This window comes from Pantoea sp. UBA5923, from assembly GCF_002431095.1.
Classification (GTDB): domain Bacteria; phylum Pseudomonadota; class Gammaproteobacteria; order Enterobacterales; family Enterobacteriaceae; genus Pantoea; species Pantoea piersonii.
Genome location: NZ_DJDN01000018.1, coordinates 52,657 through 78,587, shown reverse-complemented (window position 1 = coordinate 78,587; position 25,931 = coordinate 52,657). Strand labels below are relative to the sequence as shown.

The 25,931-nt window shown below is 59.0% G+C and carries 25 protein-coding genes and 1 other RNA gene; 18 read left to right on the top strand and 8 right to left on the bottom strand.

Annotated features, from left to right (window positions below; genetic code table 11):
* The first annotated feature begins 13 nt into the window (after positions 1 to 13).
* Together rpiA and serA are read left to right on the top strand one after the other, a co-directional pair.
* Entirely contained in the window at positions 14 to 673 is a 660-nt protein-coding gene (gene rpiA / locus B3797_RS04040; RefSeq protein ID WP_120454532.1) for a ribose-5-phosphate isomerase RpiA, read from the top strand.
* Positions 674 to 953: 280 nt separating this feature from the next.
* Positions 954 to 2,192 carry a phosphoglycerate dehydrogenase gene (gene serA, locus B3797_RS04035; protein WP_311783886.1) on the top strand — a complete coding sequence of 413 codons (1,239 nt, stop codon included), beginning with the start codon at positions 954 to 956 and terminating at the stop codon, positions 2,190 to 2,192.
* Positions 2,193 to 2,293: 101 nt separating this feature from the next.
* On the opposite strand, the gene B3797_RS04030 is transcribed toward serA, so the two are convergent.
* The 3 genes from B3797_RS04030 to zapA form a co-directional block, all read right to left on the bottom strand.
* Complete coding sequence (locus B3797_RS04030; RefSeq protein ID WP_311790449.1) at positions 2,294 to 2,887, bottom strand: 5-formyltetrahydrofolate cyclo-ligase; 594 nt, start codon at positions 2,885 to 2,887, stop codon at positions 2,294 to 2,296.
* A 75-nt stretch (positions 2,888 to 2,962) separates the two neighbouring features.
* Positions 2,963 to 3,146: non-coding RNA, 6S RNA (gene ssrS / locus B3797_RS04025), on the bottom strand.
* 39 nt (positions 3,147 to 3,185) lie between these two features.
* Positions 3,186 to 3,515 carry a cell division protein ZapA gene (gene zapA, locus B3797_RS04020; RefSeq protein WP_120454526.1) on the bottom strand — a complete coding sequence of 110 codons (330 nt, stop codon included), beginning with the start codon at positions 3,513 to 3,515 and terminating at the stop codon, positions 3,186 to 3,188.
* A gap of 170 nt (positions 3,516 to 3,685) precedes the next feature.
* On the opposite strand from zapA, the gene B3797_RS04015 reads away from it, so the two are divergent.
* The 8 genes from B3797_RS04015 (at position 3,686) to B3797_RS03980 (ending at position 13,744) form a co-directional block, all read left to right on the top strand.
* A complete protein-coding gene (locus tag B3797_RS04015) occupies positions 3,686 to 4,264 on the top strand; it encodes a YecA family protein (protein WP_120454524.1) in 579 nt (192 codons plus the stop codon).
* 50 nt (positions 4,265 to 4,314) lie between these two features.
* Complete coding sequence (pepP, locus tag B3797_RS04010; protein WP_311790448.1) at positions 4,315 to 5,637, top strand: Xaa-Pro aminopeptidase; 1,323 nt, start codon at positions 4,315 to 4,317, stop codon at positions 5,635 to 5,637.
* Entirely contained in the window at positions 5,634 to 6,812 is a 1,179-nt protein-coding gene (gene ubiH, locus B3797_RS04005) for a 2-octaprenyl-6-methoxyphenyl hydroxylase (RefSeq protein WP_311790447.1), read from the top strand. The genes pepP and ubiH overlap by 4 nt, the downstream gene beginning before the upstream one ends.
* 13 nt (positions 6,813 to 6,825) lie before the next feature.
* The gene (gene ubiI / locus B3797_RS04000) at positions 6,826 to 8,028 is read left to right on the top strand and encodes an FAD-dependent 2-octaprenylphenol hydroxylase (RefSeq protein ID WP_269949885.1); all 1,203 of its coding nucleotides are present in this window, start codon (positions 6,826 to 6,828) and stop codon (positions 8,026 to 8,028) included.
* Between the two features lie 442 nt (positions 8,029 to 8,470).
* A complete protein-coding gene (gcvT, locus tag B3797_RS03995; RefSeq protein ID WP_311790446.1) occupies positions 8,471 to 9,565 on the top strand; it encodes a glycine cleavage system aminomethyltransferase GcvT in 1,095 nt (364 codons plus the stop codon).
* A gap of 22 nt (positions 9,566 to 9,587) precedes the next feature.
* Positions 9,588 to 9,974: a glycine cleavage system protein GcvH gene (gcvH, locus tag B3797_RS03990; protein WP_269949887.1), complete on the top strand. Its 387-nt coding sequence runs from the start codon at positions 9,588 to 9,590 to the stop codon at positions 9,972 to 9,974.
* Between the two features lie 83 nt (positions 9,975 to 10,057).
* Entirely contained in the window at positions 10,058 to 12,931 is a 2,874-nt protein-coding gene (gene gcvP, locus B3797_RS03985; protein WP_311790445.1) for an aminomethyl-transferring glycine dehydrogenase, read from the top strand.
* Between the two features lie 60 nt (positions 12,932 to 12,991).
* Entirely contained in the window at positions 12,992 to 13,744 is a 753-nt protein-coding gene (locus B3797_RS03980; protein WP_311790444.1) for an SDR family oxidoreductase, read from the top strand.
* 40 nt (positions 13,745 to 13,784) lie between these two features.
* On the opposite strand, the gene B3797_RS03975 is transcribed toward B3797_RS03980, so the two are convergent.
* Both B3797_RS03975 and B3797_RS03970 read right to left on the bottom strand, forming a co-directional pair.
* Complete coding sequence (locus tag B3797_RS03975; RefSeq protein ID WP_126690073.1) at positions 13,785 to 15,224, bottom strand: 6-phospho-beta-glucosidase; 1,440 nt, start codon at positions 15,222 to 15,224, stop codon at positions 13,785 to 13,787.
* A gap of 113 nt (positions 15,225 to 15,337) precedes the next feature.
* Complete coding sequence (locus B3797_RS03970) at positions 15,338 to 16,057, bottom strand: MurR/RpiR family transcriptional regulator (RefSeq protein WP_311783894.1); 720 nt, start codon at positions 16,055 to 16,057, stop codon at positions 15,338 to 15,340.
* A gap of 177 nt (positions 16,058 to 16,234) precedes the next feature.
* Between B3797_RS03970 and trhA the strand changes: the two genes are divergently transcribed.
* Entirely contained in the window at positions 16,235 to 16,885 is a 651-nt protein-coding gene (gene trhA / locus B3797_RS03965) for a PAQR family membrane homeostasis protein TrhA (protein ID WP_409373297.1), read from the top strand.
* Positions 16,886 to 16,930: 45 nt separating this feature from the next.
* Here the strand turns inward: trhA and ygfZ are convergent, their stop codons facing one another.
* On the bottom strand, positions 16,931 to 17,914 hold the full coding sequence (ygfZ, locus tag B3797_RS03960) for a tRNA-modifying protein YgfZ (protein ID WP_311783895.1): 984 nt from the start codon (positions 17,912 to 17,914) through the stop codon (positions 16,931 to 16,933).
* A 218-nt stretch (positions 17,915 to 18,132) separates the two neighbouring features.
* Here ygfZ and sdhE point away from each other — a divergent pair, with 218 nt between their 5' ends.
* Complete coding sequence (gene sdhE, locus B3797_RS03955) at positions 18,133 to 18,399, top strand: FAD assembly factor SdhE (protein ID WP_120454504.1); 267 nt, start codon at positions 18,133 to 18,135, stop codon at positions 18,397 to 18,399.
* Positions 18,374 to 18,787, top strand: a complete 414-nt coding sequence (locus B3797_RS03950) for a protein YgfX (RefSeq protein WP_311790443.1) — start codon at positions 18,374 to 18,376, stop codon at positions 18,785 to 18,787. Before sdhE ends, B3797_RS03950 begins: the two co-directional genes overlap by 26 nt.
* Before the next feature lie 8 nt (positions 18,788 to 18,795).
* Here the strand turns inward: B3797_RS03950 and fldB are convergent, their stop codons facing one another.
* The gene (gene fldB, locus B3797_RS03945; RefSeq protein WP_311783897.1) at positions 18,796 to 19,314 is read right to left on the bottom strand and encodes a flavodoxin FldB; all 519 of its coding nucleotides are present in this window, start codon (positions 19,312 to 19,314) and stop codon (positions 18,796 to 18,798) included.
* 102 nt (positions 19,315 to 19,416) lie between these two features.
* Here fldB and xerD point away from each other — a divergent pair, with 102 nt between their 5' ends.
* From xerD to recJ, 3 genes are read left to right on the top strand one after another with little or no spacing between them, the layout of a single operon-like run.
* The gene (gene xerD, locus B3797_RS03940) at positions 19,417 to 20,310 is read left to right on the top strand and encodes a site-specific tyrosine recombinase XerD (protein ID WP_311783898.1); all 894 of its coding nucleotides are present in this window, start codon (positions 19,417 to 19,419) and stop codon (positions 20,308 to 20,310) included.
* Between the two features lie 21 nt (positions 20,311 to 20,331).
* Complete coding sequence (gene dsbC / locus B3797_RS03935) at positions 20,332 to 21,042, top strand: bifunctional protein-disulfide isomerase/oxidoreductase DsbC (protein WP_311783899.1); 711 nt, start codon at positions 20,332 to 20,334, stop codon at positions 21,040 to 21,042.
* Between the two features lie 6 nt (positions 21,043 to 21,048).
* A complete protein-coding gene (recJ, locus tag B3797_RS03930; RefSeq protein ID WP_311783965.1) occupies positions 21,049 to 22,782 on the top strand; it encodes a single-stranded-DNA-specific exonuclease RecJ in 1,734 nt (577 codons plus the stop codon).
* A 7-nt stretch (positions 22,783 to 22,789) separates the two neighbouring features.
* On the opposite strand, the gene B3797_RS03925 is transcribed toward recJ, so the two are convergent.
* Positions 22,790 to 23,224: an Rpn family recombination-promoting nuclease/putative transposase gene (locus B3797_RS03925; RefSeq protein ID WP_311790471.1), complete on the bottom strand. Its 435-nt coding sequence runs from the start codon at positions 23,222 to 23,224 to the stop codon at positions 22,790 to 22,792.
* A gap of 66 nt (positions 23,225 to 23,290) precedes the next feature.
* Between B3797_RS03925 and prfB the strand changes: the two genes are divergently transcribed.
* A protein-coding gene (gene prfB, locus B3797_RS03920) for a peptide chain release factor 2 (protein WP_311783900.1) occupies positions 23,291 to 24,389 on the top strand; the annotation gives its coding sequence in 2 pieces (ribosomal slippage) (positions 23,291 to 23,365 and positions 23,367 to 24,389; 1,098 coding nt in all).
* Positions 24,390 to 24,398: 9 nt separating this feature from the next.
* The gene (gene lysS, locus B3797_RS03915) at positions 24,399 to 25,922 is read left to right on the top strand and encodes a lysine--tRNA ligase (RefSeq protein WP_311783901.1); all 1,524 of its coding nucleotides are present in this window, start codon (positions 24,399 to 24,401) and stop codon (positions 25,920 to 25,922) included.
* The last annotated feature ends 9 nt before the right edge of the window (positions 25,923 to 25,931 follow it).

Genomic DNA, 25,931 nt, shown 5'->3' with positions numbered 1-25,931 from the left:
TTTTAAACATACCATGACCCAGGATGAACTGAAAAAAGCCGTAGGCTGGGCCGCACTGAAATATGTGCAGCCGGGCACCGTCGTCGGCGTCGGCACCGGCTCCACCGCGGCGCACTTTATTGACGCGCTGGCCACGATGAAACATCAGATTGAGGGCGCGGTCTCCAGCTCGGAAGCCTCAACCCTGAAGCTGAAAGCGCTCGGTATTCCGGTTTTCGATCTCAATGAGATTGACGATCTGTCGATCTACGTTGACGGCGCGGATGAGATCAATCCGCAGATGCAGATGATCAAAGGCGGCGGCGCGGCCCTGACGCGCGAGAAGATCGTGGCGGCCGTCGCGCACAAGTTCATCTGCATCGCTGATGCCTCGAAAGAGGTGGACGTGCTGGGACGTTTTCCGCTGCCGGTAGAGGTGATCCCGATGGCGCGCGCCTATGTCGGCCGTGAACTGGTTAAGCTCGGCGGCCTGCCTGAATATCGCCAGCATGTGGTCACCGACAACGGCAACATCATCCTTGATGTGCATAACCTGCGTATCCTCGACCCGATTGCGCTGGAAAGAACCATTAATGCGCTCCCTGGCGTGGTTACCGTGGGTCTCTTTGCCACGCGCGGCGCCGATATCGCGCTGATCGGCACGCCGGACGGCGTCAAAACCATCGAAAAATGATCTGTCCGGCGCGGAAAACGCGCCGGTTATTTCCTTGCGCAAAACATCTTTTCTTTCATCGCTTAAATTCGGTGACTTATGTCACATAACCGTCATCGACAGCAGGTTCGTCCTTTGTTCCTGGTTCAGCTCCCGATTTTCTGTGGCAATGTGCTGAGCTCAGGCTTCCCCGTGCTGGCAGTAAGGCAATCGGTTGTATTGCCGCAGGCGTAAATTTTGATATTTTGACAGAAGGCGCGCTTATGGCGGCCATTGTTGAAATCACAATAGGGTCGGGGAAATGGCAAAGGTATCACTGGAAAAAGACAAGATTAAGTTCCTGCTGGTGGAGGGCGTCCACCAGAGCGCGCTGGAGAATCTGCGCGCGGCGGGTTACACCAATATCGAATTCCATAAAGGCGCGCTGGATGACGAAGCGCTGAAATCCTCCATTCGGGATGCGCACTTTATCGGCATCCGCTCCCGTACCCAACTGACGGAAGAGATCTTCGCCGCGGCGGAGAAACTGGTCGCCGTAGGCTGCTTCTGTATCGGCACCAATCAGGTCGATCTCAACGCGGCGGCGACGCGCGGCATTCCGGTCTTTAACGCCCCGTTCTCTAATACCCGCTCGGTCGCTGAGCTGGTCATCGGCGAAATGCTGCTGATGCTGCGCGGCATTCCTGAGGCGAACGCCAAAGCGCACCGCGGCATCTGGAATAAAAACGCCGTTGGCTCTTTCGAAGCGCGCGGCAAAAAGCTCGGCATCATCGGCTATGGTCATATCGGTATGCAGCTTGGCGTGCTGGCTGAAAGCCTGGGGATGCACGTCTTCTTTTACGACATTGAAAACAAACTGCCGCTGGGCAACGCCACCCAGGTGCGCCATCTTTCCGACCTGCTGAATATGAGCGACGTGGTGAGCCTGCATGTGCCGGAAACCCCGTCAACCCAGGATATGATCGGCGCGCAGGAGCTGGCGCAGATGAAGAAGGGCGCACTGCTGATCAACGCTTCGCGCGGGACCGTGGTCGATATTCCAGCGCTGTGCGGCGCCTTGTCGAGCAAACACCTTGCGGGCGCTGCGATCGACGTCTTCCCGCTTGAGCCTGCCACCAACAGTGAGCCGTTCAATTCGCCGCTGTGCGAGTTCGACAACGTGATCCTGACGCCGCATATCGGCGGCTCCACGCAGGAAGCGCAGGAGAATATCGGTATTGAAGTTGCGGGCAAGCTGGCCAAATATTCCGATAACGGCTCAACGCTCTCGGCGGTCAATTTCCCGGAAGTGTCGCTGCCGATGCATGGCGCCAGCGCCAGCCGCCTGCTGCACATTCATGAAAACCGTCCGGGCGTGTTAACGGCCATTAACCAGATCTTTGCCGAGCAGGGCATTAATATCGCCGCGCAGTTCCTGCAAACCTCGCCGATGATGGGTTATGTCGTAATTGATATCGATGCGCCGCAGGATCAGGCGGATAAAGCGCTGCAGCTGATGAAGGCGATTCCAGGCACCATCCGCGCCCGTCTGCTCTACTGATTCCGCTTCAATAGAAAATGCGCCGTCTGCTTCTTCCTCCAGACGGCGCATCACTGTAAAACCCCGACGCCGGTCTCTGAGAAGTTGTCAGGCAACCGCCGCTATTCCCACTGCCACAGACGCGACGGCGTCAGCACCGCGGGCAGGGGGACATCCCACTCCTCCGCTGGCAGCCGCTCTACCTGCTGACAGTCATGCGCCACGCCAACCGGCAGAAAGCCATGCTGACGCCAGTTTTGCAGGGTGCGATCGTAAAAGCCGCCGCCCATGCCGAGACGCTGCCCGCTGTCGTCAAAAGCGACCAGCGGCACCATCATGACATCCAGCCGATCCAGCGTAATCATCTGGCGGATATCGAGCGGCGGTTCGGGAATACGCAGTTTATTCGGCGTCAGCACCGTTTCAGGCGTGTAGCGGAGAAACAGCAGATGGCCAGAGGCGAAAGGGTGCAGTACCGGCAGGTAAACCTGTTTATTTTGCTGCCAGAGCTTAGCGATGAGTGGACGGGTATTAAGCTCGCCATCCACCGATAAAAAGAGCGCGATATGGCTGGCGTTGGCGAGGGGAGCAAAGTTCACGGCATGTTCCGCCAGGCTGTCGGCAGCCTGTTCCTGCTGTTCAGGCGTCAGGGCGCGGCGCAGATGGCGCACATGCTGGCGGATATGGTGTCGATCGAGCAGAGAGGGATGAGACACAGAAACCCCGTTGATAAGTCGCTGACTAAGCAACTATATCATTCACAACGGGGAAAAACAGATGCAAAACGTAAGGAGATCTCCGAGATGCCGCCGCAGGCTGTAACCCTTGAACCCTTGGTTCAAGGTGAATGTGCCGTCGCAACCATCAGGCTTCTCGGACGAACCGAGCATGCTCACAGGTTACAGAGCGCCACACTCTGTTGGTATGAAATATCGGCTCAGGGGACTGGCCCGCTTGCAAACATCTCAGAGAAACTGGACTTCACCGTTACCGTAACACAGCAACCATAAAGTATTATTCGAACTTCGCACCCTGGCGGTCGGTGATACGACCTTGCTCAACAAGAGCCTGTTCAATCGTCTGCTGCAGGATACGGATACGTTGTTCCATATTAGCAGCATAATCGCGCGTTTTCACTTTCTCTTGCGCCAGTTCATGGCAGATGTTTAACGCGGCAATGAACACCAGTTGCTCGGTATTTGTGACTCTAGTGCGAACTTTTAAATCTTGCAACCGTTGATTGAGGTCTTCGGCAGCCGCATTCAGCGCATCTTGCTGTTCAGGCGGACAATTCACTCTCAATGAACGACCAAAAATTTGTATATCTACTGGTTGTGCAGACATGCCACCTTCCTGACTGATTACTTCGCCCGCATCTCCCTGGACGCTCAATGCTTTGGGAGGCGGGCAACTATATAGACCCGCGAAATAAGTTACAACCCCTTTTCTGGAAACCTTGAGGCAGCTAGTGGTAGCATACCACGAACTTATTCTGCCAACGACGATGAATCCTTATGTCTTTACAGAACGCAACCCCCGATTACAACGCGCTGGCTTCGGCGCTCTCTCAACAAGGCGTGGGGATGACGCCAGCGGAAATGCATGGCCTGCTCAGCGGCATTCTGTGCGGTGGCAATCAGGATAACAGCTGGAGAACGCTGGTCCACGATCTTACCAACGAAGGCATGGCGTTTTCGCAGGGGCTGGCTTTGCCTCTACAGGCGCTGCATGACAGCACCGCTAACACGCTGGAAGATGAAGGCTTCCTGTTTCAGCTGATGCTGCCGGACGATGAAGATATCACCGTCTTCGATCGCGCCGATGCGCTGGCGGGCTGGGTTAATCATTTCCTGCTCGGGCTGGGCGTCACGCAGCCGAAGCTGGATAAGGTCACCGGCGAAACCGGCGAAGCGATTGACGATCTGCGCACCATCGCCCAGCTTGGCTACGAAGAAGACGAAGACCAGGATGAGCTGGAGCAGTCGCTGGAAGAGGTGATTGAATATGTGCGCGTGGCGGCGCTGCTGTGCCACGATACCTTCAATCGCCCGCAACCTACCGCCCCCGAAGTGAAAAAACCGACGCTACACTAAGCCAGATATCTCAGGGCGTGAACGCGCCCGTTTCTACAGGGAGTGCAAAGATGATTTCTCTGGATACTTTTCAGCAGCGTCGACAGGCGCTACTGGCGAAAATGGCGCCGGGCAGCGCCGCCTTGATATTTGCCGCGCCGGAGGTGACTCGCAGCAACGACAGCGAATATCCGTTCCGACAGAACAGCGACTTCTGGTATTTCACCGGCTTCAACGAGCCGCAGGCTCTGCTGGTGCTGATAAAAAGCGATGTGACCCACAACCACAGCGTGCTGTTCAACCGCGTGCGGGATCTCACGGCGGAAATCTGGTTTGGCCGTCGGCTGGGTCAGGATGCCGCGCCGGAAAAATTAGGCGTCGATCGCGCGCTGCCCTGGGATGATATTGGCCAGCAGCTGCATCTGCTGCTGAACGGGCTGGACGTGGTTTATCACGCGCAGGGCGAGTACGCTGAGGCGGATAAGCTGGTGTTCGCCGCGCTGGAGAAACTGCGCCGTGGCTTCCGACAGAACTTCAGCGCTCCGGTGACGCTGACCGACTGGCGTCCCTGGGTGCATGAAATGCGCCTGTTTAAAGGGCCAGAGGAGATCGACCTGCTGCGCCGCGCCGGTAAAATCAGCGCGCTGGCGCACACCCGCGCCATGGAAGCCTGCCGTCCCGGCCAGTTTGAATATCAGCTTGAAGGCGAAATTCATTACGTCTTTAACCGTCACGGCGCGCGTTTTCCCGCTTATAACACCATTGTCGGATCGGGCGAAAACGGCTGCATCCTGCACTACACCGAAAATGAGAGCGAGCTGCGCGACGGCGACCTGGTGCTGATTGATGCGGGGTGCGAATTCCACGGCTACGCCGGCGATATTACCCGCACCTTCCCGGTGAACGGCACCTTCTCCGCGCCGCAGCGCGCCATTTATGACATCGTGCTCGCGTCGCTTTACAAAGCGCTAGCGCTCTTCCGTCCCGGCGTCAGCATCCGCGAGGTCAACGAAGAGGTGGTGCGCATTATGGTCAGCGGGCTGGTGGATCTGGGCATTCTGCAGGGCGACGTGGAGACGCTGATCGCTGAAGAGGCGCACCGCCAGTTCTTTATGCATGGGCTGAGCCACTGGCTGGGCCTGGACGTGCATGACGTCGGCCATTACGGCACCCCGTCGCGCGATCGCGTTCTGGAGCCGGGCATGGTGCTGACCGTTGAGCCAGGGCTTTATATCGCGCCGGATTCCGACGTGCCTGTAGAGTATCGCGGCATCGGCGTTCGTATCGAAGATGACATTCTGATCACTGAAACGGGCAACGAGAATCTTACCGACAGCGTGGTTAAAGACGCGGATGCGATTGAGGCGCTGATGGCAGCGGCGCGCCAGCCATGACGGTTATTATCGCCGGAGGCGGCATGACCGGCGCGACGCTTGCGCTGGCTATTTCCCATCTGACCCAGGGGCAGCTGCCGGTCACGCTGATTGAGAGCAGCGCGCCCGACAGCCGCTCGCATCCGGGGTATGACAGTCGCGCTATCGCGCTGGCAGCCGGTACGCGTCAGCAGCTGGTGGATATCGACCTCTGGCGCAGCATCGAGAAGCACGCCACCGCCATCACGGATATTCACGTCTCCGATCGCGGACATGCCGGTTTTGTCACGCTGGACGCCGAGGCGTATCAGATCCCCGCGCTCGGGTATGTGGTCGAGCTTTTTGAAGTAGGCCAGAAGCTGTTCGACCGTCTGAAAAGCGCGCCAGGCGTTACTCTGCACTGTCCGGCTCGCGTCAGCAGCGCTCAGCGCCAGCAGGATAACGTGCAGGTGACTCTGGAGAGCGGCGAACGGCTCGACGGCACGCTGCTGGTGGCCGCGGACGGCTCTCGCTCGCCGCTGGCCGCATCGTTCGGCATCCAATGGCAGTGCGAGGATTATCATCAGCTGGCGGTCATCGCCAACGTCTCTACCCAGCTACCGCATCAGGGACGCGCCTTTGAGCGCTTTACCGAACACGGGCCGCTGGCGCTGCTGCCGATGTCGGACAATCGTCTGTCGCTGGTGTGGTGCCATCCGCTGGCGGCGCGCGAGAAAGTCGAGGGCTGGAGCGACAGCGAATTTCTGGCGCAGCTGCAGCGCGCATTCGGCTGGCGGCTTGGGCGTTTTACCCATACCGGCCAGCGCGAAAGCTATCCGCTGGCGCTGCAGAGCGCCGGGCGGCAGGTTTCGCATCGGCTGGCGCTGGTCGGCAATGCAGCGCAGACGCTGCATCCCATCGCCGGGCAGGGTTTCAACCTCGGGCTGCGCGACGTTATGTCGCTGGCGGAAACGCTGGCGGCCGCGCATCGTCAGCAGCAGGATGTGGGCAGCTATGACGTGCTGCAACGCTATCAACAGCGTCGCCAGCCCGATCGAGACGCGACTATTGGCATCACCGACGGGCTGGTGCGGCTGTTTGCCAATCGCTACGCGCCGCTGGTGGCGGGACGAAATCTGGGGCTGATGGCAATGGATCATCTGCCGTGGCTGCGTAATCAACTGGCCGAGCGCACGCTTGGCTGGGTTAAGCGTTAACTAAGGGGCACCGATGCAAAGTTTTGATGTGGTTATCGCCGGCGGCGGCATGGTAGGACTGGCAGTCGCCTGCGGTTTGCAGGGCAGCGGGCTGCGCGTCGCCGTGCTGGAAAAAACGGCGGAGCCGCAGTTCGACGCCAGCGCTGCGCCGTCGATTCGCGTATCGGCCATCAACGCCGCCAGCGAGCGGCTGCTGCAGAAGCTGGATGTCTGGTCCGATATTCTGGCGCGGCGCGCCAGCGCTTATCACGGCATGGAAGTGTGGGATCGCGACAGCTTCGGTGCCATCAGCTTTGATGACGAGCAGCAGGGTCTGACGCATCTGGGGCATATTATCGAAAACCCGGCGATTCACAGCGCCCTCTGGCAGCGCGCCAGCCGCTGCAGCGACGTTACGCTGATGGCGCCTTCGCAGCTGCAGCAGGTAGCGTTTGGCGAAAATGAAGCCTTTATTACGCTGCAGGATGGCACGATGCTGACCGCGCGCCTGCTGATTGCCGCAGACGGTGCCAACTCCTGGCTGCGTAACAAAGCGGATATTCCCTTAACCTTCTGGGATTACGATCACCACGCGCTGGTGGCGAATATTCGCACCGATCTGCCGCATGACGCGGTGGCGCGCCAGGTGTTTCACGGCGACGGCATTCTGGCGTTTCTGCCGATGCAGGATCCACACCTCAGCTCAATCGTCTGGTCGCTGTCGCCGCAGGAGGCGAGTCGGCTGGAGAGCATGCCGCAGGCGCTGTTTAACCAGCAGCTCGCGGTGGCGTTCGATATGCGCCTCGGCCTGTGTCACCTGCAGAGCGAACGCAAATCTTTCCCGCTGATGGCGCGCTACGCCCGCAATTTTGCGGCGCACCGTCTGGCGCTGGTCGGCGACGCCGCGCACACCATTCATCCGCTGGCGGGGCAGGGCGTAAATCTCGGCTTTATGGACGCGGCGGAGCTGATTGGCGAAATCCGCCGCCTGCATCAGCAGGGTAAAGATATCGGTCAGCATCTCTATCTGCGCCGCTATGAGCGCAGCCGCAAGCACAGCGCGGCGCTGATGCTGGCGGGCATGCAGGGATTCCGCGAGCTTTTCGCCGGTACCCATCCGGCGAAAAAGCTGCTGCGCGATCTGGGGCTGAAGCTGGCGGATACGCTGCCGGGCGTCAAGCCGGTTATGCTGCGTCAGGCGATGGGGCTGCACGATATGCCCGCCTGGCTGCGTTAACGCCGGTCATTTCTGTTAAAAGCCAGCCTTGCGCTGGCTTTTTTATGCCTGTTGTTCAGGGATGCACCAAAAAAGAGCGGAGCTGCACCCGCAGCGTGCCTCGTTTGATTTATTCTAATTTCACCCTCTTGTTCGCATTAGTTTTATTTATTCCTGTGCGCGGGCTTTAAAGCGCGTTGTTAACATTCTGCGCGGCACAGCTGATTATCTTGCTATCTCAAGCGGCGTTTCGCTTCTTTTCTGCGATGAAAATCACAAATCTACAGTTAATTATGCTGCTGGCTTTGCGCGCTCCTTTAAAGACATGCTGCAATTCGCCCCTGTACAGCTTATGGTTAAATCGTCTTTTCAATGATAACGTCAGGGAAAAGAGAACGTTTGCGCCGGGCGATTTGCAGGCTGACGCCCGCCCGAAACTTACCCGCTTCGCGACAGGATGGTTATGACTCAGCAAACCCCTTTGTTTGAACAGCATCAGGCCTGCGGCGCCCGCATGGTCGACTTCCACGGCTGGATGATGCCGCTGCATTACGGCTCGCAGATGGACGAGCATCATGCCGTACGTCAGGACGCTGGTATGTTCGACGTTTCGCATATGACTATCGTCGATCTGCATGGCGCGCAGACGCGCGACTTCCTGCGCCATCTGCTGGCGAACGATGTCGCCAGACTGACGCAGCCCGGCAAAGCGCTTTATACCGGCATGCTGAACGCCTCCGGTGGCGTCATTGATGATTTGATTGTTTACTTTATGACCGAAGACTTTTTCCGTCTCGTCGTTAACTCGGCGACGCGAGAGAAAGATCTGGCGTGGATCGGCAAACATGCCGAGGCCTACGGCGTCGCGCTGACGGAGCGCGATGACCTGGCGCTCATCGCTGTGCAGGGCCCGCAGGCGCAGCAGAAAGCGCAGACCCTGTTCAGCGCGGAGCAGCGCGAAGCGGTGGCCGGCATGAAACCTTTTTTCGGCGTGCAGTCGGGCGAGCTTTTTATCGCTACGACCGGCTATACCGGCGAAGCGGGCTATGAGATTGCGCTGCCCGCGACCATGGCAGCGGATTTCTGGCAGCGACTGCTTGCGGCGGGCGTTAAGCCTGCAGGGCTGGGCGCGCGCGACACGCTGCGTCTGGAAGCGGGCATGAACCTCTACGGGCAGGAGATGGACGAAGGCGTTTCGCCGCTGGCGGCCAATATGGGCTGGACGATTTGCTGGGAGCCTGCCGATCGCGACTTTATCGGCCGCGAGGCGCTGGAGATGCAGCGCGAAAAAGGCACAGAGAAGCTGGTTGGCCTGATCATGACGGAAAAAGGGGTGCTGCGTAGCGGTCAGCCGGTACGCTTCACTGACGCGCAGGGGCAATCGCAGCAGGGCGTTATCACCAGCGGCTCCTTCTCGCCGACGCTCGGCTACAGCATCGCGCTGGCGCGCGTGCCGGCAGGTATCGGCGAGCACGCCATCGTTGAGATCCGTCAGCGCGAGATGCCGGTAAAAGTAACCAAACCTGTTTTTGTACGCGGCGGCAAGCCGGTTCAGTAATCTATTTTCAGGAGAAAGGGCGATGAGCAATGTGCCAAATGAGTTGAAGTACCGCGACAGTCATGAGTGGGTGCGTAAGGAAGCGGACGGCACCTTTACCGTCGGCATTACCGAGCACGCTCAGGAGCTGTTAGGCGATATGGTCTTTGTCGATCTGCCAGAGGTCGGCAACACCTACTCCGCTGGCGACGAGTGCGCCGTCGCGGAGTCAGTCAAAGCCGCGTCCGATATTTATGCGCCCGTCAGCGGTGAAATCGTAGCCGTAAACGACGAGCTGGGCGATGCGCCGGAGCTGGTCAACAGCGAGCCTTATGCAGCCGGTTGGCTGTTCAAAATCAAACCCAGCGACGAATCAGAACTCGATTCGCTGCTGGATGCGGACGCCTATAAAGCCTCCATCGACGAATAAGCAACACGGCGGCCAGCGCGCTCTGGCCGCTTTTAACGACCTTGCTTTCTCTGTATTCCAGCCCGATTCAGGATTGACTGCTAATGACCCAGACTTTGAGCCAGCTCGAACACAACGGCGCCTTCATTGAACGCCATATCGGTCCCTCGCCGGAACAACAGGCTTTGATGCTGGAGGCGATCGGCGCCAGCTCGCTGGACGCGCTGATCGGCGCGATTGTGCCTGCCGACATCCAGCTGCCTGGCCCGCCCGCCGTCGGCGACGCGGCGACCGAGCAGCAGGCGCTGGCCGAGCTTAAGGCGATCGCCAGTCAGAATCAGCGCTACAAATCCTGGATCGGCATGGGTTACAGCGCGGTCGTAACGCCGCCGGTGATCCTGCGCAATATGCTGGAAAATCCGGGCTGGTACACCGCCTATACCCCTTACCAGCCGGAAGTGTCGCAGGGCCGACTTGAAGCGCTGCTTAACTTTCAACAGGTAACGCTCGATCTTACCGGTCTGGACGTCGCCTCCGCTTCGCTGCTCGATGAAGCCACGGCGGCGGCAGAAGCGATGGCGATGGCGAAGCGCGTCAGCAAACTTAAAAACGCCGGTAAATTCTTTATCGCGGAAGATATCCATCCGCAGACGCTCGACGTGGTGCGTACCCGCGCGGAGACCTTCGGCTTTGAGCTGATTATCGACCGCGCCGAGAAAGCGCTGGAGCATGACCAGCTGTTCGGCGTGCTGCTGCAACAGGTCGGCACCACCGGCGAAGCGCACGACTACAGCGCGCTGATCGCCGAGCTCAAAAGCCGCAAAATTATCGTCAGCGTCGCGTCGGACTTTATGGCGCTGGTGATGCTGGAAGCGCCCGGCAAGCAGGGCGCGGACATTGTCTTCGGATCGGCGCAGCGTTTCGGCGTGCCGATGGGCTATGGCGGCCCGCACGCCGCCTTCTTCGCCAGCCGCGACGAGCACAAGCGCTCGATGCCGGGACGCATCATCGGCGTCTCGCGCGACGCCGCAGGCAACACCGCGCTGCGCATGGCGATGCAGACGCGCGAACAGCATATACGTCGTGAAAAAGCGAACTCGAATATCTGTACCTCTCAGGTGCTGCTCGCCAATATCGCCGGTCTGTATGCGGTTTATCACGGTCCGAAAGGGCTGAAGCGCATCGCTTCCCGCATCCATCGCCTGACGACTATTCTGGCAACCGGCCTGCAAAACGGCGGGCTGAAGCTGCGCCACAACAGCTGGTTCGATACCCTGACGGTTGAGGTGGAAGACAAAGGCGCGGTGCTGAACCGCGCGCAGAGCTTCGGCGTCAACCTGCGCAGCGATATTCATCACGCGGTCGGCATTACGCTGGACGAAACCACGCGCCGTGAAGATGTGCTGGCGCTGTTCGCTATCCTGCTGGGCGACGATCACGGCCAGGATATCGACAAGCTGGACGCCGCCGTTGCGGCCGACAGTCAGGCGATCCCCGCCGCGCAGCTGCGCCAGGGCGAAATCCTGACCCATCCGGTCTTCAACCGTTATCACAGCGAAACCGAGATGATGCGCTACATGCACAGCCTGGAGAAAAAGGATCTGGCGCTGAATCAGGCGATGATCCCGCTCGGCTCCTGCACCATGAAGCTTAACGCTGCCGCCGAGATGATCCCCATCACCTGGCCGGAGTTCGCCGAACTGCACCCGTTCTGTCCGGCGGAACAGGCCTCTGGCTATCTGCAGATGATTGGCCAGCTGTCGCAGTGGCTGGTTCAGCTTACCGGCTATGACGCGCTCTGCATGCAGCCGAACTCCGGCGCGCAGGGCGAATATGCCGGACTGCTGGCTATTCGTCGCTATCACGAAAGCCGTAATGAAGGCGCGCGTAATCTCTGCCTGATCCCGAGCTCTGCACACGGCACCAACCCTGCCTCGGCGCAGATGGCGGGAATGGAAGTGGTGGTGGTGGCCTGTGATAAGCAGGGCAATATCGACCTTGGCGACCTGCGTGAAAAAGCGGCGCAGGCAGGCGAGCATCTCTCCTGCATTATGGTGACCTATCCTTCAACTCACGGCGTCTATGAAGAGACCATCCGTGAGGTGTGCCAGATCGTGCATCAGCACGGCGGGCAGGTTTATCTCGACGGCGCCAATATGAATGCACAGGTGGGCATTACCACGCCAGGCTATATCGGCGCGGACGTGTCGCACCTGAACCTGCATAAAACCTTCTGTATTCCACACGGCGGCGGCGGCCCCGGCATGGGGCCGATCGGCGTGAAAGCGCATCTGGCACCGTTCGTGCCGGGCCACAGCGTGGTGCAGATCGACGGCGTACTGACGCAGCAGGGCGCGGTATCAGCGGCGCCGTTCGGCAGCGCCTCTATTCTGCCGATTAGCTGGATGTATATCCGCATGATGGGCGCGGAGGGACTGAAGCGCGCCAGCCAGGTCGCTATTCTTAACGCCAACTATATCGCCAGCCGCCTGCAGTCGGCCTACCCGATCCTGTACGCCGGACGCGACGGCCGCGTGGCGCACGAATGTATTCTCGACATTCGCCCGCTGAAAGAGCAGACCGGCATCAGCGAGCTGGATATCGCCAAGCGATTAATCGACTACGGTTTCCACGCGCCGACAATGTCGTTCCCGGTCGCCGGCACCCTGATGGTGGAGCCAACCGAGTCCGAGAGCAAAACGGAACTGGATCGCTTTATCGATGCGATGCTCTCTATCCGGATGGAGATCGATCGCGTAGCGGACGGCGAATGGCCTGCGGAGGATAATCCGCTGGTTAACGCGCCGCACACGCAGGTCGAACTGGCAGGCGAGTGGAATCATCCCTACAGTCGCGAGCTGGCAGTCTTCCCGGCAGGCAGCGACAATAAATACTGGCCGACGGTGAAGCGTCTCGACGACGTGTTCGGCGATCGCAACCTGTTCTGTTCCTGCGTGCCGATGAGCGACTATCAGTAAGCGTCACGCAAAACATAGACAACAAGGGCCGCTTATCCGGCCCTTTTTTCTGGAGAAAATATGACACTGGCTCTGGTTACCGGCGCAAGCCGGGGCATTGGCCGCGCGACGGCGCTGAAGCTGGCGCAGCAGGGCTATCGCGTGGCGGTTAACTATCGTCAGCGCGCAGAAGAGGCGCAGCAGGTGGTGGCAGAAATCCGCGAGCAGGGCGGCGAAGCCTTTGCCGCTCAGGCGGATATTGCCGATGAGGCGCAGATCGTGGCGCTGTTTCAGCGGCTGGACGAAGAAGCGATGCCGCTCGGCGTGCTGGTCAACAATGCGGGCATCCTCTTTACGCAGTGCCGCGTTGAGGATCTCAGCGCCGAACGGCTGCAGCGCGTTTTCGCCACCAACGTCACTGGCGCCTTTCTCTGCTGCCGTGAGGCGGTAAAGCGTATGGGCACGCATCACGGCGGTCAGGGTGGGGCGATTATTAATGTCTCCTCAGCCGCGTCGCGTCTTGGCGCGCCGGGAGAATATGTCGATTACGCGGCGTCGAAAGGGGCGATGGATACGCTGACGCGCGGATTGTCGCTGGAAGTAGCGGCGCAAGGTATTCGCGTTAACGGCGTGCGGCCGGGTTTTATCTATACCGAGATGCATGCGGACGGCGGCGAGCCAGGACGCGTCGATCGCGTGGCGGGTATGGCAGGGGTGATCCCGATGGGGCGCGGCGGTGAGGCGGAAGAGATTGCCGAAGCGATTGCCTGGCTGGCGAGCGAGGCGGCCTCCTATATTACCGGCACCTTTATCGACGCCGCGGGCGGCCGCTAAAAAGTTGGGCCGCGCCTGTTGCGGCGCAGCCCTGTGAAACTCAGATCGTTTCGCCGTTGCTGGCGATAACCTGCTGATACCAGCCGAAGCTCTTCTTACGCGAGCGGGCAAAGTCGCCGCTGCCGTCGTCGTTTTTGTTGACGTGGATAAAGCCGTAGCGCTTGTTGTACTGGCCGGTGGTGAAAGAGACGCAGTCGATGCAGCCCCAGGGCGTATAGCCCATCAGCGCGACGCCGTCATGCACCACTGCTTTTTTCATCTCGGCGATATGCGCGCGCAGGTAGTCGATGCGGTAGTCATCTTCAATCACGCCGTTCTCATTCGGCTGGTCGATCGCGCCAAAGCCGTTCTCCACGATAAACAGCGGCTTCTGGTAACGCTCGTAAAGCACGTTCAGCGCATAGCGCAGCCCGGCCGGATCGATCTGCCAGCCCCAGTCGGAGGCGCCAACGTGTGGGTTTTTCACTACGCCTTCAAAGCCGGTAATGGGATCTTCCACGCCGCTGGCGTCATGTTTTACCGCATTGCTCATGTAGTAGCTGAAGCCAACATAGTCGGCGCAGCCGTTGCGTAGCGTCTCGGCGTCATCCGCCTCCATCTGAATCTGGTAGCCTTTGCGCGCCCACTCTTTTAGCGTATAGGCCGGATAAGCACCGCGCATCTGCACGTCGCTGAAGACATAGCGCTGATGCATCGCTTCCTGCGCCAGCATCACGTCGTCTGGATGGCAGGAGTAAGGGTAGATCGGCACCATGGCGATCATGCAGCCGATCTGAAAATCGGGATTGATGGCGTGACCCAGGCTGACCACTTTTGCGCTGGCGACAAACTGATGATGCATTACCTGATACATCACCTCTTCCGGCTTCTCGTGCTCGGTGAAGACCACGCCGGAACAGCAGTAGCCAAACAGCGGATACTGCCAGTTGCGCTGATTGTTGATCTCGTTGAAGGTCATCCAGTACTTCACCTTGTGCTGATAGCGACGCATAACCACTTCGCTAAAGCGCACAAAGAAATCCACCACCTGACGGCTGCGCCAGCCGCCATACTGTTTCACCAGGTGATAGGGCATTTCAAAGTGGGAGAGGGTGATAACCGGCTCGATGCCATATTTCAGCAGTTCGTCGAACAGGTCGTCGTAAAACTGCAGGCCCGCTTCGTTTGGCTCCTGCTCGTCGCCGTCAGGGAAGATGCGCGTCCAGGCTATGGAGGTACGGAAACACTTAAAGCCCATCTCGGCAAACAGCGCCACATCCTCTTTATAGCGGGAGTAAAATTCCACGCCCTGATGATTAGGGTAAAAGTTGCCTGGCTGCACGCCGTCGGTAATAACGCGGCTGACGCCATGCGCGCCGCCGGTCAGCACGTCGGCGATGCTGACGCCTTTGCCGCCTTGATCCCAGCCGCCTTCGACCTGATGCGCCGCCACCGCGCCGCCCCATAAGAAATGTTGCGGAAAGCCTGATTCGTTATGCATACGTCCCTCTCAGCGAAATAAATCTTGCCGCGAGTGTAGCAAAGCAAAAAGGGAAGTCACGATATAACACCGGCGCGTCAGGGTAATATGTTACGCCCGTAAAACAGCCTGTTTTATTTAATCAGCAGGCGACCGATAGCTTCAAGAATATACATAACCGGCACCTGGGTAGTGATGTCGTAATTATCGCTCAGGCGGATAACCGGCACATGATAAGCCAGGGCGAAATCGCTCATTTTCGCCAGCGAGCTGCTCTCGGAATGGGTAATGGCAAGGGTCTGACAGCGACGCAGACTGAACTGGCTGGCGAGGCGCAATATTTCCGGCGTCTCGCCAGAGACGGAAAGCAATATCGCCAGCGTATTTTCATCCACGCTGCCGCTGACCGGATAATAGGGATCGTCGATATAGTGGCTGAATTTCCCTACGTTAGAGAAAAAGCGCGCGCCATATTTAGCCAGGCTACCTGAAGTACCCGCGCCAATAAAGAAAAGCTGCTCAGCCTGATTAATCATCCTGGCGGCGCGGGATATCAGCTCGCTGAATTCGTCATTATTAATGCTTTTGAAAAAGCTCAGCATTTCGCTGACGCCGACGTTTGGCTGTACCGGTTGCGTCTGCTGCTGCGCCAGGCGAAAACGGATGCGGAATTCCGACCAGCCGTCGCACCCCATTTTGCGGCAGAAACGCAGCACCGTGGTGGTAGAGACGCCCGCCCGCTCCGCCAGCTCGCGGATGGTCATATAACTGACGCTTTCCGGGTGTTTAATGATGTCGTGATAAACCTGCATCTCCAGGTCATTCAGGCTGGCAAGATCGTGATGAGAGAACATCTGCGGGCGCGCTCATTAAAAATGGATCTGCGCGCAGTGTACCAGATTTGCGCAGCGCGCAGGCTGTAACACGCATTCACAGATTAATTTTAGCGTACAAGTGTACTCTCAAAATGTTCCCGGTTATGCTGGTGCTTATAAAATCCTCACTCACCCGACGTTCAGGATCGCTCCATTATGAAAAATCGGTTAGTCGCTCAGGGCTATTCGCTCGCTGAGGAGATCGCCAACAGCATCAGCCATGGTTTCGGCTGCCTTTTCGGCATTGTCGGACTGGTGCTGCTGCTGGTGCAGGCGGTTGAAATGGGCGCCAGCGCCACCGCCATCACCAGCTATAGCCTGTACGGCGGCAGCATGATTCTGCTGTTCCTGGCCTCTACGCTTTATCACGCCATTCCTCATCACGGCGCCAAGCGCTGGCTGAAAAAGCTCGACCACTGCGCCATCTATCTGCTGATCGCTGGCACCTATACGCCTTTCTTGCTGGTAGGGCTGAAGTCGCCGCTGGCGCATGGGATGATGGTGGTGATCTGGGGGCTGGCGCTGGCGGGGATTATTTTTAAGCTCACCATTGCGCACCGCTTCAAGGCGCTGTCGCTGGTGACCTATCTCTGTATGGGATGGCTGTCGCTGGTGGTGATTTATCAGCTGACGCTGAAGCTATCGCCAGGGGGCGTCTGGCTGCTGGCGGCGGGCGGCATTATCTATTCGCTCGGCGTTATCTTCTACGTGGCGCGACGCATACCCTATAACCATGCCATCTGGCACGCCTTTGTGCTGGGCGGCAGCGCCTGTCATTTCTGCGCTATCTACTTTTATGTTATGTAAACCGCAACCTCCCTCCCATAAGGGGAGGGAGGTTGCAGCCAGACGTTACTCTTCCAGTGAATAGGGCAGCGGCTGAATCAGCAAACGGCCGCCCTCATCGCCTTCCACGCGCAGTACGCTTTCCGGCTCCAGATCGTTATTCATCACCACCTGAACCCACACGTCGCCATCCTCAAGCTGAACGGCGGCAAGTACAGTGCCGGTACGACGCCAGCGCTCGCCCATCTGTAGCTCCAGCGAATCATTCGCTGCGGGGACCCGGCTCGCCTGGCCCGCCAGCCAGTAAAGCGCGCGTTTGTTGGCGCCGCGGAATTTGGCGCGCGCCACCATCTCCTGGCCGGTATAGCAGCCTTTTTTGAAGCTGATGGCGTCGAGTGCCTGCATATTGGCGGCCTGCGGGATCAGCTGCGCCGAGGTCGCAGGCTCGATCACTGGTATGCCCGCCTCGATATCAAGCGCCAGCCACTGCGTGCTGTCGTTCAGCTGCGCGTCGTCGGCCAGCTTCTGCTGCAGCGCCTGCGCCTGCTCGTCAGTGGTCACAATCAGGAAGCGCTCTGCGGGCGCGGCGAACCACAGCAGCGTGGTGTCCGCCTGCTGCACCACCGGCGTCTCGCTGTCCGGCAGGGTATCGAACAGGCTGGCCAGCGCCGCGCGCGCCTGGAAGCCCGCTACGCCAAGCAGCACCGCTTCATCGTCAGGCAACAGCGTCACTTTAGAGAACACCGCATATTTTTTCAGTTCGGCCAGCTGCGTGTCGCGCAGCTCGCGGCGCACCAGGTAGGCGTAGCCTTCACCGCGATGGAACAGACGCAGATTGCTCCACATCTTGCCTTTCGCGTCGCAGTGCGCTGCCGGACGATGCTGATCCGCCCCCATCGCGGCGACATCCAGCGTAAGCTGGCCTTGCAGATAAGAGGTGCTGTCGGCACCCTGCACCGATACCAGCGCCCAGGCCTCCAGCGACATCAGGGTTAACGGCAGACGAGAGGCGGCCACGGGCTGGCGCGGCGGTAAGCTGAAAATAGGCATAGGCTGTCCTGATTAAAAAGGTTAATCCTGAACTCAATGTTAAAAGAGCGTACTGGCTTTGCAACAGGTTTACGGAATCGGGCGCACAAATCGCGAGTCGGCGCGGTAACAACAGGCATGCGCGCGCGGGGCATCGCACAGCATCGCAACCGGCGCCTGCAGGCGCAATAAAACCAGGTTACACTAGCCGCACTGTCTGAACTGCGGAAATAACTCACATGGACATTCATGACAAATCGCGCATTCACTGGGCCTGCCGTCGCGGCATGCTGGAGCTGGATGTGGCTATTATGCCTTTCTTCAAATATGAATATGACACCCTCAGCGACACCGACAAAAAGGCTTTTGTCGCGCTGCTGAAGAGCGACGATCCCGATCTCTTTAACTGGATGATGGATCATGGCGAACCGGCCGATCCTGAGCTGAAGCGCATTATCCGGCTGATCCAACAGCGCAACCGTGAACGCGGCCCCGTGGCAATGTAAGCTGCGGCCGTCGCGGCAGGCACGCCTGCTACACGGCGTGTTTGCAGCAGGCGCGCTGCTTATTGTGGCGAGCGCGCCGCTGCCCGCGCTTTTCTGGCTGATAAAAATTCCGATCTTGCTGCTGATGATGCGCGAAAGCCTGCGGCAGCAGCGACGGCTGGCGCAGCGGCAGGGGCTGTTACAGCACAAAAGCGACGACAGCTGGCGCTGGCAGGGCGCGCGCTGGCGCATCGTCGGGCCGATCCGCTGGCTGCCTGGCGCGGCGCTGCTGGTGTTGCGCAGTGAAAAAGGACGCCTGTACAGGCTGTGGCTGATGCAGGATATGATGCCGCCTGCCCGGTGGCGTCAGTTCCGCGCCCGCTTGCTCTGCGGCGCGGAAAAGAGGTAGGCCGAGCGCTACAGCAGCGCGGCGGTTTCGGTGAGGATCTGCTCGCACCACTGTTCGATGCGTTCATCGGTCAGGTCGAACTGATTAACATCGTCCAGCGCCAGGCCGACGAACTGTTTTCCATCGGCGCTAAGCGGCTTCGGACTGGTAAACTCATAGCCTTCCAGCGGCCAGTAACCAACGAACGTCACCCCCATCGGCTGCAGCAGCTCATGCAGCATGCCCAGCGCGTCCAGGAACCATTCGCCATAGCCAATCTGATCGCCCATGCCGTAGAGCGCGACGATTTTACCCCGCAGGTTGAGCGTCGGCAGCTGCGGCCAGATCGCTTCCCAGTCCTCCTGCAGCTCGCCGAAATCCCAGGTCGGGATGCCTAAAATCAGCAAATCGTACTGCTCCATCAGCAGCGGATCGTCATCTTTCACGTTGTGCAGCGTGACCAGCTCAGCGCCGATAAAGTCGCGGATTTTCTCTGCGGCCATTTCGGTATAGCAGGTACTTGAGCCGTAAAAAAGACCAATTTTCATGCAGATAATGCTCTGAGTAAGTCTGACTTTGGCGCAATTGTATCAGAAGCAGGGCGGATTCAGGCATAATGAGCATGATTTTACCTCAAGGGCGGGGATACCGTGCAAGACAGCGACCTGACAGAACAGTTTCTGGATGCGCTCTGGATTGAACGCAATCTGGCGCAAAATACCTTGTCCTCTTACCGCCAGGACTTAAAGACGCTGACCGACTGGCTGACGCATCACGGCCTGACGCTGTTGACGCTGCAGACGGCGGATTTACAGCAGTTTCTTGCTGAGCGGCTGGAAGGCGGTTATAAAGCCAGCAGTTCGGCGCGCCTGCTCAGCGCCATGCGCCGCATCTTTCAGTATCTCTACCGCGAAAAGCTACGCAGTGACGATCCCAGCACGCTGCTCTCTGCGCCAAAGCTGCCGCAGCGGCTGCCGAAAGATCTCAGCGAAGCGCAGGTCGAGCGACTGCTGCAGGCGCCCAGCACCGAGATTCCGCTGGAGCTGCGCGACAAGGCGATGCTGGAGCTGCTCTACGCGACGGGACTGCGCGTCTCTGAACTGGTCGGGTTGACCCTGAGCGACGTCAGTCTGCGCCAGGGCGTGGTGCGCGTGATTGGTAAAGGCAATAAAGAGCGTCTTGTGCCGCTGGGTGAAGAGGCCGTTTACTGGCTGGAGCACTATCTTGAACATGGCCGTCCCTGGCTCCTTAACGGGCAGACGCTGGACGTGATGTTTCCCAGCAGCCGCGCGCAGCAGATGACGCGACAGACGTTCTGGCACCGCATCAAGCACTACGCTGTGCTGGCGGGCATCGACGGCGAAAAGCTCTCGCCGCACGTGCTGCGCCACGCCTTCGCTACCCATTTGTTGAACCACGGCGCCGACCTGCGTGTCGTACAGATGTTGCTGGGACACAGCGACCTCTCTACCACGCAAATTTATACGCATGTCGCTACCGAGCGGCTGCGTCAGTTGCATCAACAGCATCATCCGCGCGCCTGACGCGGACATTAAGGAAAGAAGATGAAGAAATTTCTCCTGCTGGCTCTGTTGGCTGGTGCCTTCAGCAGCGTAGCTCAGGCCGATGACGGCGCGATCCTGCAGTCCCTGAAAAAGCTGGGCCTGAAGCAGACGGAAATTACGCCGTCGCCGCTGCCGGGATTTAAAACCGTGTTGACGGAAAGCGGCGTGATTTACGTTACCGAAGATGGCAAACATATGATTCAGGGCCCGCTCTACGACGTCAGCGGCGCGCAGCCGGTCAACGTCACCAATCAGCTGCTCGACAAAAAGGTCGAGGCGCTGGCGCCGCAGATGATCGTCTATAAAGCGGCGAAAGAGCAGCACGTCATTACCGTTTTTACCGATATCACCTGCGGCTACTGCCGCAAGCTGCATGAGCAAATGGCCGACTACAATGCGCTGGGCATCACGGTGCGCTATCTCGCCTTCCCGCGCGAAGGGCTGCACGGCCAGATAGAAAACGCCATGAAGGCGATCTGGTGCGCGGCCGATCGTAACAAAGCCTTTGATGAAGCGATGAAGGGCAACGCGCCGCAGATGAGCGCGCCGGACAGCTGTAAGATCGATCTCGATCAGCACTACAAGCTGGGCATTCTTTACGGCATCCAGGGCACGCCGGCGATCCTGACCGACTCCGGCATGATGATCCCGGGTTATCAGGGGCCGCAGGAGCTGAAGCAGGTGTTGGATCAGCAGAAGCGCGGTGGCTAATTGGCAGTGATTAAATCAGTAGAACTGCGGCGGCGCGAAGTGAGCGTTGAGGATCAACTCCCGACAGATCTTCCGCCGCTGCTTAAACGGCTTTATCTGCAGCGCGGCGTGCGCAGCCCGGCTGAGCTGGAGCGCGGCGCGAAGCATCTGCTGCCTTTCACCACCCTGAACGGGCTGGATGAGGCGGTTGAGCTGCTGCACCAGGCGCTGCTCGACGGGCGGCGCATTATGGTCGTGGGCGATTTCGACGCCGACGGCGCGACCAGCACCGCGCTGACTGTGCTGGCGCTGCGCAGCATGGGCGGCCATAACGTGCAGTATCTGGTGCCTAACCGCTTCGACGACGGCTACGGCCTGAGCCCGGAAGTGGTGGAGCAGGCGCGCGCGCGCGGCGCGCAGCTGATCCTGACGGTGGATAACGGCATCTCTTCCCACAGCGGCGTCGCCTGCGCGCATCAGTACGGTATTCCGGTGCTGATCACCGATCACCATCTGCCGGGCGAAACGCTGCCTGAGGCGGAGGCGATCGTTAACCCCAACCTGCACGACTGCGCCTTTCCGTCGCGCGCGCTGGCGGGGGTCGGCGTTGCGTTTTACCTGATGATGGCGCTGCGCGCGCATCTTCGTAAGCTGGGCTGGTTTGGCGCAACGCGCGCCGAGCCGAACCTGGCGGAGCTGCTGGATCTGGTCGCGCTCGGCACCGTCGCCGACGTGGTGCCGCTCGACGTTAATAACCGTATTCTGGTGTGGCAGGGGCTGAGCCGCATTCGCGCCGGAAAGTGCCGTCCGGGCATTCGCGCGCTGCTGGAGATCGCTAATCGCGACGCGCGCCAGCTAGTGGCAAGCGACCTCGGCTTCGCCCTCGGCCCACGCCTGAATGCAGCGGGACGGCTCGATGATATGTCGGTCGGCGTGGCGCTGCTGCTTACCGACGACATTACCCAGGCGCGCATGCTGGCCAGCGAGCTGGACGCGCTGAACCAGACGCGCAAAGAGATAGAGCAGGGTATGCAGAGCGAGGCGCTGGCGCTGTGTCAGGCGCTGGAGCGTCAGCAGACCGACCTGCCGCTGGGACTGGCTTTTTACCATCCCGAATGGCATCAGGGCGTGGTCGGCATTCTTGCCTCGCGGCTGAAAGAGCGTTTTTATCGTCCGGTTATCGCTTTTGCCCCGGCGGGCGACGGCACGCTAAAAGGCTCTGGACGGTCGATTCCCGGCCTGCACCTGCGCGACGCGCTGGAGCGGCTCGATACGCTCTATCCCGGCATGATGCTGAAGTTTGGCGGTCACGCCATGGCGGCGGGGCTGTCGCTGGAGGAGACGCAGTTCGAGGCGTTTCGCCAGCGTTTCGCCGAGCTGCTGGGGGAATGGCTGAGCGAAGAGACGCTACAGAGCGTTATCTGGTCAGATGGCGCGCTGCAGCCGGGCGAGTTCAGCATACAGACCGCCGAGCTGTTGCGTGAAGCGGGGCCATGGGGACAGGCGTTTCCTGAACCCGCCTTCGACGGCAAATTCAAACTGCTGCAGCAGCGGCTGGTAGGCGAACGCCATCTTAAAGTGATGCTGGAGCCGCTCGGCGGCGGCCCGTTGATTGACGGCATCGCTTTTAACGTCGACACCACGCTGTGGCCCGACAGCAGCGTGCGTCAGGTGGAGCTGGCCTTTAAGCTCGATATCAATGAATACCGCGGCAATCGCTCGGTACAGCTGATTATCGATCATCTCTGGCCGCTGAATTAATCCGGCCTCAGTGGCGGATCTGCTGAAGATCCGCCACTGACAGCCCGGTCACTTCCTGCACCAGGGTAAAATCGAGTCCTCTGGCCAGCATATTGCGCGCAATCGCCAGCGTCGCCTCGCGCTGACCTTCATTGCGCCCTTTGTAACGGCCTTCGCTAAGGCCTTGCTCGCGGCCCTCTTCGCGTCCCATTTGCTTAAGCTGTTCCGCAATCGTCATCAGTTCCTCCTTTTGCTGCGGTACACGACGCGCAAGCGCCTCGATAAAACTTTTCGCCTGCGGTACGTCGCCCGCCTGAATCATAGAGTTAATCAGCGCCAGCCGTTGTTTGTGGGTCACTGAATTTTGCAGCATAAACGTGACGAGCGGCTCAAACACCCTGGTGAGATCACGCTGACGAAGAGGTTTACAGCCAGCGGCGGCGCGCCACTGAAACCCTACAATCTCACGGCTATTTCAGTTAGACTGCGGGGTTTCCATCCCGACATTCAGCGAAAAGACCCGAAAGCCATGTTTGAAATCAATCCGGTTAAAAACCGCATCCAGGACCTCACCGAGCGCAGCGACGTTCTTAGGGGGTATCTTTGACTACGATGCCAAGAAAGAACGCCTCGAAGAAGTAAACGCCGAGCTGGAGCAGCCAGACGTCTGGAACGAACCTGAACGCGCGCAGGCGCTGGGTAAAGAACGCTCTTCGCTGGAAGCCATCGTCGACACCCTCGATCAAATGCAGCAGGGCCTGGAAGATGTTGAAGGGCTGCTGGAGCTGGCGGTAGAAGCGGACGACGAAGAGACTTTCAACGAAGCCGTTGCCGAACTCGACACGCTGGAAACCAAACTGGGCGAACTGGAATTCCGCCGTATGTTCTCCGGGGAATATGACAGCGCCGACTGCTATATCGATCTGCAGGCCGGTTCCGGCGGCACCGAAGCGCAGGACTGGGCCAGCATGCTGCTGCGTATGTATTTGCGCTGGGCCGAAGCCAAAGGCTTTAAAACCGAAATCATCGAAGAATCAGAAGGCGAAGTGGCCGGTCTGAAATCCGCTACCGTACGCATTTCCGGCGACTACGCGTTTGGCTGGCTGCGTACCGAAACCGGCGTGCATCGCCTGGTGCGTAAGAGTCCTTTTGACTCCGGCGGCCGTCGTCACACCTCATTCAGCTCTGCGTTTGTTTATCCGGAAGTGGATGACGATATTGATATCGACATCAACCCGGCGGATCTGCGCATTGACGTCTACCGCGCGTCGGGCGCGGGCGGTCAGCACGTTAACCGTACCGAATCAGCGGTGCGTATTACCCATATTCCAACCGGTACGGTTACGCAGTGTCAGAACGACCGCTCTCAGCACAAAAACAAAGATCAGGCGATGAAGCAGATGAAGGCGAAGCTGTACGAGCTTGAGATGCAAAAGAAAAATGCTGAGAAACAGGCGCTGGAAGACAACAAGTCTGACATCGGCTGGGGTAGCCAGATTCGCTCCTATGTGCTGGATGATTCCCGCATCAAAGATTTGCGCACCGGCGTTGAAACCCGCAATACTCAGGCGGTGCTGGATGGCGATCTCGATCGTTTTATTGAAGCAAGTTTAAAAGCAGGGCTATAAGGAACCGACATGTCAGAACAACAACCGCAGAGCGCTGATGCCGCCCTTGAGTTAAATAACGAACTGAAAACGCGTCGCGAAAAACTCAGCGCGCTGCGTGAAAACGGCGTGGCGTTTCCTAACGATTTCCGCCGTGATACTACCTCGGACGTGCTGCACGCGCAGTATGACGAGAAGAGCAACGAAGAGCTGGAAGATTTAGGCGTTGAGGTCAGCGTCGCCGGACGTATGATGACCCGCCGCATTATGGGCAAGGCCTCTTTTGTGACGCTGCAGGACGTGGGCGGCCGCATTCAGCTCTACGTATCGCGCGACGATCTGGCGGAAGGCATCTATAACGAACAGTTCAAGAAATGGGATCTGGGCGATATCCTCGGCGCGCGCGGCAAGCTGTTCAAAACCAAAACCGGTGAGCTGTCGATTCACTGCCACGAGCTGCGTCTGCTGACCAAAGCGCTGCGCCCGCTGCCGGATAAATTCCACGGCCTCGCCGATCAGGAAACCCGCTATCGCCAGCGCTATCTCGATCTGATCGCTAACGACGATTCGCGCCACACCTTTAAAGTGCGTTCAAAAATCATGGCCGGCATCCGCCAGTTCATGGTAAGCCGCGACTTTATGGAAGTGGAAACCCCGATGATGCAGGTGATCCCGGGCGGCGCCTCGGCGCGTCCGTTTATCACCCATCACAATGCGCTCGATATCGACATGTATCTGCGTATCGCGCCGGAACTCTACCTGAAGCGTCTGGTGGTGGGCGGTTTCGATCGCGTATTCGAGATCAACCGTAACTTCCGTAACGAAGGCATCTCGCCGCGCCATAACCCTGAGTTCACCATGATGGAACTCTATATGGCCTACGCGGATTACAAAGATCTGATCGAGCTGACTGAAAGCCTGTTCCGCACCCTGGCGCAGGATGTTCTCGGCACCACTAAAGTGCCTTACGGCGATCAGGAGTTCGATTTCGGCAAGCCGTTTGAGCAGCTGACCATGCGCGAAGCGATCAAAAAGTACCGCCCGGAAACCGATCTGGCGGATCTGGATGATTTCGACAAGGCCGTGGCGATTGCACAGGCTATTGGCATTAAAGTCGAGAAGAGCTGGGGCCTGGGCCGCGTAGTGACGGAGATTTTCGAAGAGACGGCGGAAGCGCATTTGATCCAGCCGACCTTTATCACCGAATACCCGGCGGAAGTGTCACCGCTGGCACGCCGCAACGACGAGAACCCGGAAATTACCGATCGCTTTGAATTCTTTATCGGCGGCCGCGAAATCGGCAACGGCTTCTCGGAGCTGAACGACGCAGAAGATCAGGCGGAGCGTTTCCAGCAGCAGGTGAACGCGAAAGACGCGGGCGACGACGAAGCGATGTTCTACGACGAAGACTACGTTACGGCGCTGGAACATGGCCTGCCACCGACGGCGGGTCTGGGCATCGGTATCGACCGCATGGTTATGCTGTTCACCAACAGCCATACCATTCGCGACGTGATCCTGTTCCCGGCGCTGCGTCCGGGCGGCGCGAAGTAAATAAACAAA